Origin of the sequence: Paraburkholderia sp. RHO2 (genome assembly GCF_050955445.1) — a bacterium.
Classification (GTDB): Bacteria; Actinomycetota; Actinomycetes; order Mycobacteriales; family Mycobacteriaceae; genus Prescottella; species Prescottella agglutinans_A.
Genome location: NZ_CP162617.1, coordinates 1,876,343 through 1,890,365, shown reverse-complemented (window position 1 = coordinate 1,890,365; position 14,023 = coordinate 1,876,343). Strand labels below are relative to the sequence as shown.

Below are 14,023 nucleotides of genomic sequence, written 5' to 3'. Positions count from 1 at the left end.
GTGCGTTCCGTTCGGCCGATCCGATGGAAAGGCCGATGCGGTGCCACGCCATCCCCTCAGCCGCGGCACCCGAAGTTCTTACCTGATCTGCGACCCGACCGCCGTCATGGCTGCGGTGATCGCTTCCTCCGTCGCGGCGTAGCAGGCCTCGATCTTGAGGAAGACGTCGCGCATCTCACCGACGACCGCGATGTGGTCGGTAATGGCTTGATCAAGCGAGTACTCACCACCGGATGCTTTACGTTCGAACTTCGCAGCCAAAGCGAGGCCCGATGGGAGTTTGTCGCCAAACCCGTCGATCTTTGTCAGCCCCTGGGACTCGAGATGCATGTCCTTCAACTGCGCTATCAACTCGTCGCAGCGATCCGCACACCTCCGAGCTGTTCCCGGTTCGAGGAAGAGCTCACCTGCCTCGACCGCAGCGCCGACCTGTTGCCAACTGATAGATCTCACTGATCCCCCTGTAGTCGCACCCGAGCTACCGCGGAATGTATGGAGCGATGCGCGTAGCTCGCTGTACGGCAACCGAGCAAGGCTCCTCTTCCACTCGATCCACGCCCAGATAGGCGACTGAGACAAGGACCGCACCATTGCCGGACGCCAGTGCCACGTCGCAGTTGCGGCGATTCTTGTCCGTCGTCTCCCGGTATGTGAAACCCTGCCGGTTCCCGATCTCGACAGGATTGAACTCGACGTTCCGTGCGTTTGCTCGCACGTCGTCCAATGTGTATGTCGTCGCGAACACGCTGAGTGCAGGCCCCGCCCCTTGCCACTTGCAGATCTTCCAGCCCGGCTGCTTCACCCCGACGATGTCGGGCGATTCGGTACTAGGGCTAAGCCCTAACTCAATCAGGGCCTCATCAGGAATGTCGTCGCACGGGCTGAACACCGGCTCCTGTGCCGTGCCGTCCACAGCAGCAGCGGTGCCCTCAACGTCACCCGACCCACAACCCGCCAGCAGCACCCCAGCGCCGACCAGCCCGATCACGGCACCCACCCGCATCCGGCGCTCCTCCCCTAGTTCCAGACCGCTCCACCCTAAACAGACGCAAGACCGGCCGATTCGGTTCCCCTCCTTTCGAAGGTATGTCTACGGCACGACAGCGCAGGCCGGAGCGTCACATGAGCGTCGCGATCCCCGCGTCCGGAAGGTGAATCCAGCCCTCGCGCCGCGCCACGCCCTCGTCCGCCGGCGAAGGCATCCGGGTTCGCCCCAGCGCCGCCGCCCGCGCGATCACCGCCGCGACCACGGCGTCGAACGCGTCGTCCGACGACTCACAAGTGTCGCGGAACTGGCCGAATTCCAGGCCGTCGATCTGCGCGTCGAAGCTGACGACGAGCGATTGCAGATTCGGCCGATTGGCCAGCCCCTTGTAGCCGCGGAACGGGAGTCCCCACTGCTGCAGCGCCGCAGCCGGATACACCTCGACCACCGTGCCGTCGACTCGATCCACGTCGACCCCGGACACCTCGAGCCGCGCCAGCAACCCGGCGCACCGCAGCGCGACGTGCGCGATCAGGTCCGCCGACACACTGAGCGGCACGATGCCGGTCGACTCGTGGACGACCCGGTCGGTGCGCCGCCGGACCAGCGGCAGGCGTCCGGCGCGACTGCTCAGCTCGAGCTCGAGCTGCGGCCGCCGGGACCGGTGTGCGAGAACGAAGTCGACGAAGGCGTCCGGCCACCCGAACGGCGCGTCGATCCCACACTTGTCGGCACCAGCGACCGCCGCGACCAGGTCGTCATCGGTGCCACCGACTCGGAGATCGACCACACGAGCCGATCCGCCACGCCAATCGATACTCGCGACAGCAGTTTTCGCGGGTTCGGCCGCGAGGTCGATGCCGACGGTCCTCATGCCCTGGGGTTTTCGATCCTCAGCGCATCACCGGCAGCACCTGGCTGGCCGACCGTCCCGACGCCGCCTCGACGAACGTCAACGGATCGGGCACCGCGGCGAGGACGTCGCGCGCACGCTCGAGGGCCAGCGACTCCGGCTCGGGACCGCCGACCGCGTCGACGACGTCGAGCCAGTGGATCGTCGCCTCCATGATCGCCATGTCGAGGAAGGCGCCCAGCGAGACGGACTCCAGAATCGGGTGCGCAATGACGGTGTCGCGGCTCAGCCCGGTGAGCCGACCGAACGCCTCGGGCAGCTCCGTATCGAAACGCTCGACGATGGTTCCGCGATCGACATCGGCCGCCAGCTGACGGACCATCTCGGCGAGCTGCGCGTGCAGCGGTTCCGCTTCGGCCGGGTCTGCGTTGAAGATCCGGAGCATCTCCGCGGCGCTGGTGACCTGCGCGTCGCCGTCGGCGGCGGGCGCGGCGAGCATCGCGATCAGGACATCGGGCGTGACGTGCACGTAGACGTCTCGCACGGTCCAGCCGGGCAGCCGCGTCTCGGCCGCCCACTGCTCGTCCGACAGTTCCGCGGCCCGCTTCGCCCACATCCGCCACAGCCGAATCAGCAGATCCCGATCCTGCTCGAAGTCCGACACTCCAACCCCCTTCGTCGACATACCGTCGCCTCGACGCTATCGGCCCGGGTCCGCCTCCGTCCGAAAATCGGGCATCCGGAGGAGAATGGACGCATGACGACGCTGGACCCGGCGGTTCTCGATCAACTCATCGGCGCGCTACCCGACGGTGCGGTGCTCACCGACCCCGACCTGGTTGCGAGCTACCGCCAGGACTGGGCCGCCGACCCGAACGCCGGCACCCCGTTCGCCGTGGTCCGCGCGACCTGCACCGAGGACGTGCAGGCGGTGATGCGGTGGGCGTCCGAGCATCGGATCGCGGTGGTCCCGCGCGGCGCCGGCTCCGGACTGTCCGGCGGGTCGAGCGCGGTCGACCACGGGATCGTGCTGACCACCGAGCGGATGCGGGAGATCACCGTCGACCCAGTCACCCGGGTCGCCGTCACCCAGCCCGGGCTGCTCAACGCCGAGGTGAAGAGGGCCGCCGCCGAGCACGGGCTCTGGTATCCGCCGGACCCGTCGTCGTACGAGATCTGCTCGATCGGCGGCAACGCCGCCACCAACGCGGGCGGGCTGTGCTGCGTCAAGTACGGGGTGACCACCGACTACGTGCTCGGCATGCAGGTGGTTCTCGCCGACGGCACCGCCGTCCGGTTGGGTGGCCCGCTGCTCAAGGACGTCGCCGGGCTGTCGCTGACCAAGCTGTTCGTCGGCAGCGAGGGCACCCTCGGCATCATCACCGAGCTGACGCTGCGGCTGATCCCGGCGCAGCCGCCGGCGTCGACGGTGGTCGCGTCGTTCCCGTCGGTGGAGTCGGCGGCCGACGCCGTCCTCGCGATCACGCGGGAGATGCGGCCGGCGATGCTCGAGTTCATGGACCACGCGAGCATCAACGCCGTCGAGGACGCGGTCCGCATGGGCCTGGACCGCAACGCCCGCGCGCTGCTGCTCGCCCAGTCCGACGTCCCCGGCGCCGCCGGGGCGCAGGAGATCGAGACCATCGTGGCGGCGTGCGAGAAGAACGGCGCGACGGAGGTGTTCGCGACCGACGACGCCGCCGAGGGTGAAGCCTTCACCGCCGCACGGCGATCCGTCTTCCCGGCCGTGCAGGCGATGGGCAGCCTCCTGCTCGAGGACGTCGGGGTGCCGATGCAGCAGCTCCCCGCGCTCATCACGGGCGTGGAGGCGATCGCCGAGGACTGCGACGTCCTCATCTGCACCGTCGCGCACGCCGGCGACGGCAACACCCACCCGCTCATCGTGTTCGACCCCACCGACCCCGACATGACCGAACGCGCCCGCATCGCGTTCAGCCGCGTCATGGACCTCGCGATCGCCCTGGGCGGCACCATCTCCGGCGAGCACGGCGTCGGGCGGCTCAAGCGGGACTGGCTGCCCGGCCAGCTCGGCGAGGACGTCATGGAGCTGAACCGGCGGATCAAGACGGCGCTCGATCCGCTGGGGATCCTCAATCCCGGTGCCGTGCTGTCCTGACCCCGGGTTCTACAGCGGCGCCCCGAACGACGACCGTTGCGCCAACGCAAGGTCGACCACCCGCTCCGCGAGATCCACCCGCTCGGGCAGCGGGCCGGTGAGCAGCACCCACGACCGCCCGGTCGCGGTCAGCGCGTCCTCGAACCACCGCGTCATCTCGGCCCGCACGTGCTCGCCGTCGCGGATGCCGTCCTGCACGAAGGGCACGCCGGTGTGATCGGTGAGCAGGTAGAGCGCCGGCCGGTCGACGACGCCCTCCCAGGCGCGCCCGCTGCCGGTGCCGAGGTAGCGCCGCTCCCAGACGGTGGTGGCGAAGGCGTCGGTGTCGCAGATCAGCACCGGCGACCCGGTTCGGGCGGCGCGCTCCTCGATCCGGGTCTGTTCCGCGGCGATGTCCGCGAAGTCGTCACCGGTCCACGTCAGCTCCTCCACGGCGGCGTCGGGGCGCGCCGCCCGCAGTCGGTCCAGCTTGTCGTGGGTGGCCTGCCGCCCGTACTCGGGCACCCATTCGGTGCGCGCCCACACGCCGCCGCGGTCCCGATAGCGTTGCGCCAGTGCGCGACTGACCGTCGTGGTTCCGGTCGACTCGGCTCCGAGTACCACGATGCGGGTCGTCAGCCCGGCCCGCGCGGCCTCGTCGAGCAGATCCCAGTGGCCGGCGAGGTCGGCGCGGCACCCGGTCCCCGACACCGGGTGCGCGACCCGGTCCGGGTCGACGCACACGTGGGTGGCCGAGAACCACCGCGCCAGCTCGTCGCCGTACTTCTCGCTCGACACCACCGCGTCGATCGGTGTCGTGTCGAGCTGCCGGACCGCCGCGCGCATGCAGGCGACCTGCGCCGCCCACACCGCGGTCGATTCGAGGTCCATCGGGGCGTCGCAGGCGACTCCGGCGACCCGCACCGCCGCGTCGCCTGCGTGCGTCTGGCGCATCCAGGACACCCGGTCGGCGAGCGGGATCGTCTCTGCCTCCGAGGCCATCACCACGACCGTCACCCGGTCCGCGATCCGCGCGGCCGACCGGACCAGGTGGTGGTGTCCGCGGTGCGGCGGATAGAACTTGCCGATCACCAGGGCGTGCCGGTACATCGTGGTCATCGCGCCACCGCCAGCACGGGTTCGGTTGCGCGACTGCGCCGCCAGGCGAGCAGGCCGCGAACGCACAGCAGCAGGAACCCGGTGTAGAGCAGGGCCGTGAGCGTCAGCCCCTTGTGCAGGTACAGCGGAATGTAGATCAGGTCGGCGGCGATCCACAGCAGCCACGACTCCCACCGCTTGGTCGCCTGCCCCCACGTCGCGAGCAGCGACAGGACCGTGGTGACCGCATCCCAGAACGGAACCGTCGACGACGTTGCCGCGTCGAGGAACAGCGTCAGCGCACCGGTTCCGGCGATGCCCGCGGCGGCGAGCCACACCCATTCGGTCCCGGTCGTGCCGGTGACCGGAAGCGTGTCCCCCGCGCGCCCCTGCACCCAGTTCCGCCACCCCCACACAGCGAGCGCGATGTACACCACCTGCAGCGCCGAGTCCGCGAAAAGCCCTGCGGTAGCGAACAGCAGGATCCACACCAGATTGTTGGCGATCCCGATCGGCCAGTTCCACACCGACTGACGGCCCACCAACCACACGCACCAGGCCCCGGTCACGAAGCCCAGCACCTCCGCCCAGCTCGTCGGCGCACCGAATGCGGTGAACGCCGTCGAGTTCAGAAAATCGATCATCACCCCTCCTTGGCTCATCGCGGCAAACATTAGCGCATATTTGCGCTAATTCGTACTGGGGGTATCCCGCCAGCCGCTCGGACCTCATCCCCGACAGCACTCGAAGTGGTCGCCAAATCGCCTGTCGCACCCGGATTCGCAGGCTGGCCACGGAGTCAAGGAGGCCCGGACCGACGAACGACAACGGTGCGGCGCATCCGCCAGATCACGACGACCGGATTCCGAGACGTAAACCGTCCCGACCCTCGCTGAGCCCGCTGATCCAGGCCGCCGCCAGCTCAGCGGGATCCGGGCGCAGTGCTTCACCTATCCGGCGTCACGTGAAGGCGCGTGACTCGAAACGGACTCGCGCAGCATCGATCCCCAACTCGGCACGCATCGCAGGATTGCTCGCGTAGAAGCTGACGAAGTGGAGCAGCAGCACATCGTCCATCGCGAACTTCCGGCAGTCGAGCTCGACCATCGGAACCGGCGGGAGTTCGTCGATCCGCCAGATCGGCGTGGTGTATCGGCGGGCCCAGTGCGCGTTCGCGAACCTGATCAGCAGGATCATGCGGTGCCCGCTGTAGGCAGGCTTGACGCCCGCCACCGACGCCCACGGCAGGTAGGAGTCGAAGCTCCAGCCTCGGTGCCGAATCCCGTCAGGGGTGAACTGCACCGCGCCCGGACGAACCAACCGCAACGCGACCAGGACGAGGAAGGACACGAACAAAGCTCCGAGCACACCGAAGATCACTGACGCGCCAGGAACTCCGGAAGTCGGCGCGTTAAAATAAATCTCGATGGCCGGACCGACCGTGACAACGGCGCAGCACACCGTCATCGCAACCAACGTGGACCAGAGTCGTCGGGACTGCCGGATCTCGGTGGCGCCACTTTGGCCCGACTCGATGGGAACGCTGCGAATCGTCTCCCGGGCACCTGTTCGTCTGACCAGTACGCCGAACACCGCGATGAGGAACATCAGGCACGCGTAGGCGAGACCGTATCGAAGCGCAGCAGGCTGGCCGCCGAGTCCGCCCGCGATGCCCACAAGCACTGCAACACAACCGATCCCGAACAGGGCCGCGATCGAGATCTTCTCTCGCGCAGAGAACCCGATCCTCGGCCATTCGACCGGCTGCTGCACTCGACCAGATTTCGACATTCCGTCCACCTTCACCACTCCGCGGTCGGGCACCGAACGCAACTCGTGCGCGACGGACTTGGCGTTGTAGGTGCCGGAGGGGATGCGCTTGACGCGCGGCGTCGCACCTCTTCCGCCGCTGTCGCGGGCACAGGAGCCAGGTACCGAATGATCCTCGGCCCATGCGATAGGTTGTCCGTTCGAACAGGGGGATCGGCCGCCGGGAGGGCGCCGCCGGCTTCGGGGGGGAACAGATGAAGGTAGACACCGCACACCTGCGCGCATTCGCATCCGCCATGGACGACGTGGGGGCGGCGATCGACGCGCTGGACGCAATCGGGCCCGGCACCGCAATGCCCGGTTCGGCGGCGGCGCTGGCGTGTGACCAGGCAACCGAGTTCGTCGAAGGCGCCTACCTGCGAGTCGCGGACCGCGTGCGGCAGATGGCGACGATCGCGCGCGGCAACGCCGACGACTACGACGTCACCGAGGCCGACTTCACCGGCCAGCTCGCCGCCATGGGAGAACACGCCTGATGCCCAGTCTGTCCGAGGTTCAGGGATGGAACACCGAACTGTTGTCGGAGGCGGCGGCCCGCGTGACTGCCGCCGACGATAGGTTCGTCGACGAGCTGGCCCGAATGTCGCGGTGCATCGACAATCTGCACACCGATTGGAACGGCAGTGCCTACGACGCCGCGCGCGACCGTGTAGACGCGGAACGAACCTCTGCCGCCAAGATCTCCTCGGAGATCGACGAACTCGCGAAGACACTCTCCGACGGCTCCCAGCGGCTGTATTGGGCCCGGGACGCCGCGCTGGCGAAGGTCGAGGCCGCGCGCGCCGACGGTCTCGTCGTCGGGGACGACTGGTCGGTCAGCGGGACCGTGGTCGGGACCGGACCGGAAGCTGAAGAACTTCTCGAAGCGCACCGTTGGGCGGTCCTGCGCGCCGCCGAATCAGTAGCCCGCGAGGACAGCGAGGTCGCTCGGCTGATCGAGGACGCCGCCCAACGCGTTCGCACCCGAGGCGACGAGGTAGGCGACGGCGCCGACACCTCCCGGCCCGCACTGGACGGGGCGGGCCGGCTCGGCAGCGAGGACGGCGAGGCACTCGCCGCGGCCGCGGCGAGCGGGGACATGGCGGCATTGGACCGGATCGCGGGTCAGCTTCCCGTTCAGGGCCTGACCTCCTCCGAGCTGGAAACCCTCGCCGCGGGCGGCGAAATCGACACGCTTCCCCGCTCGGTGCGCGACTACTACGCCGAGCTGTACCGGGCCGCGGGCAAGGACGGCGTCCTCGCTCTCAGTGACCACCTGCAGGCGCAGGAGACAGCGGGAAGCCCGACCTCTGGGCGCGCGCTGAACTCCCTCGCCAATGGGTTGATGGTGGTCTCCAACGAGCACATCGGCAGCGGCCGCGAAGCGGACGGGTCGCTGCGCCTGCCGGGCTCGTACGCACAGCTGCCGGACGACCTGCGGGAGCTGATCTCGACCCGCACCCACGGCGCCGACGCGAACGCCGTCCGCTACCCCGGCGACGCCGGCCCGTTGGCCGACGAGTATCGCTTCCACGAGGACACCCGACGCCTCGGCGCGCTGCTGAAAGAATCGGAGCCCGGATATCTTCCCGGCACTGAGCTGTCGAGGGAGTTGACCCGTCAGGCCGCGAATCTCGCTGTCGGTAGCGGCATCTCGGGGGTGAGCCCCGAGCTGGTGGAGCAGCCGATGAGGGACTACCTCGAGGTGTCCGGCCGTAACCACGAGGCGATGACGCAGTTGCTCACCGGCGACGGGTCGGCGCAGGTACCGCTCGACGACGGATATCAGCGGTCGGACACCATCACGCCGCTGCTGCAGTTCGACTGGTCCGACGACCGCGGCGCCCCGGACCTGTTCGGCTGGATCACTGAGGACGCTGTTACCGGACCTGGGGTCAGCGTCGAGCAGTCTGAGCAGGCGGGGCGGGCCGCGACCGGCCTGATCTCGCTGATCACCGACGCTCAGTCGGGCACATTCGAGTCGATGATGAATCTGCCCGGCCAGGACGGCCGCGCGCTCGGCGAGGTCAATCCCGCACTGACGCAGCAGATCGCGCAGGCGGTGGTGCCGTATCTCGACGATATCGCGGTCGCACCCGAACTCCAGACCCACGGCTTCGACAGGAGCGCTGCGATCGGCGAGGGTGGTGACGTCCGGGCGATCAGGCTGGCCACCCTGATGAATACAGATGACGTCTCATCCGCCCTCTTCAATGGCGCGATCGTCGACCGCACGAACGCCTACGCGGGACGTTTCGGCGAACTGCACGGCGAGCCCACCCTCATCCGACACCAGCTCGGCGAGGCGAGTGGACGCCTGCTCGGCTACATGGACCAGGGCCTACGCGCGGAAGCGTACGACAGTGGGCTCGACGATGCGGGCGCAGCCGCGCAGACCGCGACGAAGACGAAACTTGCGATCGATCTCGCGACCAAGACCATCGTGGGACTGAGCGGCCCGGCGGCCATTCCCCTCGATCTGGCGTCCTCGGTGGTCCAGGCGGGGATCGAGCCGAACGCTGCACTGCTGCCCGAAGAGGCATACAAGGTCAACGAAGATTCCCTCGCTGCGCAGCGTGCCTATCGGATGCTCGAGGCAGTCGCGAACAAGAATCCAGAGGTACTCACCCCGATTATCGGCGACGAATCCGGGTGGGTCCGGGACGGGCGCCTCCGGAGCTTCGAGGAAATCATCGCCGACAACAACAGTTCGAGCCAAGGAAACAAGATTCGTACGATCGCGGAGGAACTGCTCGATCGCCAGGGACTCCGCATGGAACGGTTCACTGATGCACTCGACAGATCACAGGGCAACCTTGCCGGCTACACCACGGACGCCGACTACTACCGAAGCCGAATCCTGTTGGGGGAACAGTGATTGGAACTCGATTCAGAGCCTGCGTGGTTGCGTTAATGGCACTGGCCGTGTTCACCACCGCGGCTTGTGAGACCGACCGGCCCACGGACATCGAGCCGGCGAAGCGGTGGTCGGTCTCTTTCCAATGGGATGATGCCGACCCCACCGTCGATCTGTCGACGCCCGCCATCCGCGCCATCCGCGGTGCCGTGGAAAGCGATGCCATCGAGGTCGGGATCGGAAAGCCGTACACGTATCCCGGGTACATCGACGCAGCCGGACTCAACCGAACGATCGGCGGCGAGGCCTCGACTGATGATCCTGCAGACCCGGTAGGAACACTGCGCCTGAAGATCATCGTTCGCGAGGCCACGCCGACGTCGGTGGACGCCGTCGTCTGTCGCGACGACACCGGTGTGACCCGCAGCGCAGGCGGCCGCTACCCGCTGCCTCCCACCACCCAGGCCTTCGGTTTCTGGGCGACGCGGGTCTCCGTTGAACGGGCCGACTCCCCCAACCAGACCTCTGCAGCAATCCCCAGCGACGCACCTGTCACCCTTCGAGAGGCGACGTCACCCGAAATGACCGGGCCCCCCGGCCGTTCCCCGCGCCCGGACGAGGACATCTTCGGAGGTTGGAAGATCGCCGAGTACGAAGGCGACTACTCGATCGCGACACGCAGCCTCTGTATGCCCTGGATCGAGCAGCTCTGGGGTGGACCGAATCCACCCGCCCCGACCCGAACCGAGACCGAACCGCCGGCGATCGAACCCTTCTACCCTGGTTGGTGAATTCCGGCGACCACGGTGGTTTCTGACGCCGTCTCATCGGCACACATCGGTACAACGCGGGTCTCGAGTCACCCCAGGTGACGCGCGCTGCGGGTGCCGCACCGAATACAACCGCGCCTTCAATCTGTTCAACCGCTGCAACCATCCACCGCACCCGCCCGCACGGAACGTGCGACCCGAGGCGCCGCGACGTCGACGGTCGTCGCGTCGTTCGAATCGGTGGAGTCCGCGGCCGACGCCGTCCTCGCGATCACGCGGGTAATGCGTCGGGCGGTGCTCGAGTTCATGGACCACGCCAGCATCAACGCCGTCGAGGACGCGGTCCGCATGGGCCTGGACCGCAATGCCCGCGCGCTACTGCTCGCCCAGTCAGACGCGCCCGGCGATGCCGGGGCACAGTAGATCAAGGCGATCGTCGCGGCGTGCGAAAAGAACGGCGCAACCGAGGTGTTCGCCACTGACGATGCCGCCGAGGGCGACGCCTTCACCGCCGCACGACGATCCGTCTTCCCCGCCGTACAGGCGATGGGCAACCTGCTACTCGAGGACGTCGGAGTGCCGATGCAGCAACTGCCCGCCCTCATCACCGGTGTCGAGGCCATCGCAGAGGACTGCGACGTCCTCATCTGCACCGTCGCCCACGCCGGCGACGGCAACACCCACCGCCTGATCGTGTTCGACCCCACCGACCCCGACATGACCGAACGCGCCCGCATCGCATTCAGCCGCGTCATGGATCTCGCAATCGCCCTGGGCGGCACCATCTCCGGCGAACACGGGGTTGGACGGCTCAAGCGGGACTGGCTGCCCGGCCAGCTTGGGGAGGACGTCATGGAGCTCAACCGGCGGATCAAGACGGCGCTCGATCCGCTGGGGATCCTCAATCCCGGGGCGGTGCTGGGCTAACCAAACTTCCCTAATTACAAACTCTCGCCACAACTGCTCCTAATTGTTTAGGCCACCCGGACCACCGTGTGATTCCTGGGTGCATACCTGAGACAGGGCAAGTCAAAAGACAGCGAAGTGGCTGCTGCACGCCAGCGGCGGGTAACCTCACCCCGTGAGCCACCTTCAAGAATCCGATTTCATTCATTCTCAAAGCAGGAAAGCAAGGCTGGACGCTCACACGTCCACACTTCCATCAAACTCGAGTCACACCAACAGATTCGCGGAGCATTCATGACCGACATCTCCTTCCCCGCCGCCGCATACGCCCCCAACGGCCAGCTTTGGTGGAGACTCAAGAACCACCCTGGCACGAGGCGAGCGTTCGGCGCTGAGCAGAAGATTGCAGCATGGCTTCGTATCAATAAGCCTGTCGGGTCGACGTTCACTATGAAGGAGATCCGGGCCGCCCTGGGTGAGGCCGAGGCTCCGGACGCTGCCGAACATCTCAACCGCCGAATGCGTCAGCTGCGCAAGTTCGACTGGTCGATACCATCGGCACAAGAAGACGCATCACTGAAACCCGATGAGTACCGAGTCGTCAAGGTTGGCTGGTATCCTGGCGACGGTCCGAAACCCAAGACAACCGGGAATATCGGGCCGACGATTCGTCGGCAGGTATTCAAGCGGGATGGCTATCGTTGTGTTATCTGTGGAGTCGGCCGCGGCGAAGAATACCCCGATCCGCCCCACGGTCCGGCTGTCATCACTGTTGGGCATCGGACTGCGCAAGATTTCGGCGGTTCCGATGACCTCGACAACCTTCAGACAGAATGCAAGCGCTGCAACGAGCCCCTTCGGCAGGCGGGCGGGCTCCCGGAGACCCTGGACGAGGTGTACGCGACGATAAAGGGGCTAAGAAGGGACGAGCGGGCGACCATCCTGCGGTGGCTCCGACATCAACGTCGTTCGCGATCACGGCTGGACATCGCTTACGATCGCGCGCGGCAGCTCAGCTGGGAAGATCGCGAGGCGCTGGTCGCGAGGCTGGAGAAGTCAACCGGGGCCTAGCCTGGCGCCTACTCCACACATCCACCCCTGGTACCAGCCGGGCCAGGTTGGACACGTCCTGTCAAACCAGGCTGATGGGTTTGGGGGAACATGTCGGCACCACCCGGTACGGTGCACATATGTTCGATTGCCGACGCACCGATCCCAACGCCTCCCCCAGCGTGAGGGTCGCGGCGCGGTCTGAGAGAAGATGCTCGGGTGACTCGGAGCGGTCGGTAAGGCCGCCGCGGGAGATCTTCATTGCCTACACCACAAGCGAAGGGAACGACTGGTGACAAACGACCTCCGCGTCATCGAGATTTGCGCTGGCGCCGGCGGTCAAGCGCTCGGCCTCGAACGTGCAGGCTTCGAGCACGAGCTCGCGGTCGAACTAGATGTCAATGCAGCCGCAACCCTCACGCACAACCGGCCTCATTGGAAAGTCGCGATCGGCGACGTCGCAAACCCAGAGATATGGAACCCTGCCGACTACGCGCCCGCTGATGGCCGTCGCCCGGTGGATCTATTGGCGGGTGGCGTTCCGTGCCCACCATTCAGCATCGCAGGCAAGCAACTCGGCGCGAACGACGAACGCGATCTTTTCGCGTGGGCCGTCGAACAGGTCTCCGTCCTGCAACCGCGTGCACTGCTGCTCGAAAACGTTCGTGGACTCAGCATGCCGCGGTTCGCCGGGTATCGTCAGCATGTCCTTGACCGACTCCGTGAGTTCGGCTACTCAGCAGAATGGCGACTTCTCCATGCCGCCGATTTTGGCGTGCCACAGCTGCGCCCACGATTTGTCCTGGTGGCACTGAAAGCCGAAGACTTCGCATACTTCCACTGGCCTGACCCGGTCAATAGCATTGCCACCGTTGGTGAGACGCTCCTTCCCTTGATGGCGGCGAACAAGTGGCGAGGAGCGAAAGCCTGGGCGCGACAGGCGAATACCATCGCCCCCACAATTGTCGGCGGTTCGAAGAAGCACGGAGGCGCCGACCTCGGCCCCACCCGCGCGAAGCGCGCCTGGGCGGCACTCGGCGTGAACGGGCTCGGTATCGCCGACGAGGCCCCTGGGAGGGAGGACACCTTCGAAATCGGGCCAAAGCTAACATGCGAAATGGTCGCACGACTGCAGGGCTGGAATGACAACGAATTCAGATGGGAATTCACCGGACGAAAGACTTCGGTGTACCGGCAGATCGGAAATGCGTTCCCGCCGCCGGTTGCCTACGCCATCGGCAGGCAGATTGTCGATGCGCTCGCCCGTCGTGGGCAGGCACGCGCAGTTGACCTCGAACCCGATACCGACCCGATCTACCGCGTGTTGCGTGATGCCACTGACTTCTTGACCGCTCGACAGATCGTGAAGAAGTCTGGAGTCGAGCTCGATGATCCGGAGATCGACCGCCGAATCAGTGTCCTCGGCGCCGACTTCGAGATTGAGAAGGAGCAACGGTCGACAGGGCTTGCATACAAGCTCCACGGATTCCGCGGATTCGTAGGACAGGACGATCACATACGTCACGATTATTTGCGCATGAACACGTCGAAGGTCAGCTGACCGCCGTGCCATGAGGTC

13 protein-coding genes and 1 pseudogene are annotated in these 14,023 nt (G+C 66.7%); 7 read left to right on the top strand and 7 right to left on the bottom strand.

Annotated elements, in window-relative coordinates; translation table 11 throughout:
* Window positions 1-78 precede the first annotated feature (78 nt).
* The 4 genes from ABTV10_RS08735 to ABTV10_RS08720 form a co-directional block, all read right to left on the bottom strand.
* Window positions 79-453: a hypothetical protein gene (locus ABTV10_RS08735; protein ID WP_499034043.1), complete on the bottom strand. Its 375-nt coding sequence runs from the start codon at window positions 451-453 to the stop codon at window positions 79-81.
* A 25-nt stretch (window positions 454-478) separates the two neighbouring features.
* On the bottom strand, window positions 479-997 hold the full coding sequence (locus tag ABTV10_RS08730; protein ID WP_499034042.1) for a DUF3558 domain-containing protein: 519 nt from the start codon (window positions 995-997) through the stop codon (window positions 479-481).
* A gap of 121 nt (window positions 998-1,118) precedes the next feature.
* Window positions 1,119-1,859 carry a DUF429 domain-containing protein gene (locus ABTV10_RS08725; RefSeq protein ID WP_499034040.1) on the bottom strand — a complete coding sequence of 247 codons (741 nt, stop codon included), beginning with the start codon at window positions 1,857-1,859 and terminating at the stop codon, window positions 1,119-1,121.
* Window positions 1,860-1,878: 19 nt separating this feature from the next.
* Window positions 1,879-2,523, bottom strand: coding sequence for a maleylpyruvate isomerase family mycothiol-dependent enzyme (locus tag ABTV10_RS08720; protein ID WP_499034038.1), 645 nt, complete (start codon window positions 2,521-2,523; stop codon window positions 1,879-1,881).
* Window positions 2,524-2,595: 72 nt separating this feature from the next.
* Here ABTV10_RS08720 and ABTV10_RS08715 point away from each other — a divergent pair, with 72 nt between their 5' ends.
* Entirely contained in the window at window positions 2,596-3,975 is a 1,380-nt protein-coding gene (locus tag ABTV10_RS08715) for an FAD-binding oxidoreductase (RefSeq protein WP_499034037.1), read from the top strand.
* Window positions 3,976-3,984: 9 nt separating this feature from the next.
* Here the strand turns inward: ABTV10_RS08715 and ABTV10_RS08710 are convergent, their stop codons facing one another.
* From ABTV10_RS08710 to ABTV10_RS08700, 3 genes are all read right to left on the bottom strand, one after another.
* Window positions 3,985-5,073 (bottom strand): AAA family ATPase, encoded by a 1,089-nt coding sequence (locus tag ABTV10_RS08710; RefSeq protein WP_499034036.1) that lies wholly within the window; start codon window positions 5,071-5,073, stop codon window positions 3,985-3,987.
* Complete coding sequence (gene pnuC / locus ABTV10_RS08705; protein WP_499034034.1) at window positions 5,070-5,696, bottom strand: nicotinamide riboside transporter PnuC; 627 nt, start codon at window positions 5,694-5,696, stop codon at window positions 5,070-5,072. The genes ABTV10_RS08710 and pnuC overlap by 4 nt, the downstream gene beginning before the upstream one ends.
* Before the next feature lie 316 nt (window positions 5,697-6,012).
* A complete protein-coding gene (locus tag ABTV10_RS08700) occupies window positions 6,013-6,843 on the bottom strand; it encodes a hypothetical protein (protein ID WP_499034032.1) in 831 nt (276 codons plus the stop codon).
* Between the two features lie 233 nt (window positions 6,844-7,076).
* Between ABTV10_RS08700 and ABTV10_RS08695 the strand changes: the two genes are divergently transcribed.
* From ABTV10_RS08695 to ABTV10_RS08670, 6 genes and pseudogenes are all read left to right on the top strand, one after another.
* Window positions 7,077-7,358 (top strand): hypothetical protein, encoded by a 282-nt coding sequence (locus ABTV10_RS08695; RefSeq protein WP_499034030.1) that lies wholly within the window; start codon window positions 7,077-7,079, stop codon window positions 7,356-7,358.
* Window positions 7,358-9,739: a WXG100 family type VII secretion target gene (locus ABTV10_RS08690; RefSeq protein WP_499034028.1), complete on the top strand. Its 2,382-nt coding sequence runs from the start codon at window positions 7,358-7,360 to the stop codon at window positions 9,737-9,739. The genes ABTV10_RS08695 and ABTV10_RS08690 overlap by 1 nt, the downstream gene beginning before the upstream one ends.
* 35 nt (window positions 9,740-9,774) lie before the next feature.
* Window positions 9,775-10,509: a hypothetical protein gene (locus ABTV10_RS08685; RefSeq protein ID WP_499034027.1), complete on the top strand. Its 735-nt coding sequence runs from the start codon at window positions 9,775-9,777 to the stop codon at window positions 10,507-10,509.
* Between the two features lie 93 nt (window positions 10,510-10,602).
* Window positions 10,603-11,415: pseudogene (locus ABTV10_RS08680) on the top strand (FAD-binding oxidoreductase).
* 273 nt (window positions 11,416-11,688) lie between these two features.
* On the top strand, window positions 11,689-12,465 hold the full coding sequence (locus tag ABTV10_RS08675) for an HNH endonuclease (RefSeq protein ID WP_499034024.1): 777 nt from the start codon (window positions 11,689-11,691) through the stop codon (window positions 12,463-12,465).
* A 271-nt stretch (window positions 12,466-12,736) separates the two neighbouring features.
* Window positions 12,737-14,005 carry a DNA cytosine methyltransferase gene (locus tag ABTV10_RS08670; protein ID WP_499034021.1) on the top strand — a complete coding sequence of 423 codons (1,269 nt, stop codon included), beginning with the start codon at window positions 12,737-12,739 and terminating at the stop codon, window positions 14,003-14,005.
* Window positions 14,006-14,023: the final 18 nt, after the last annotated feature.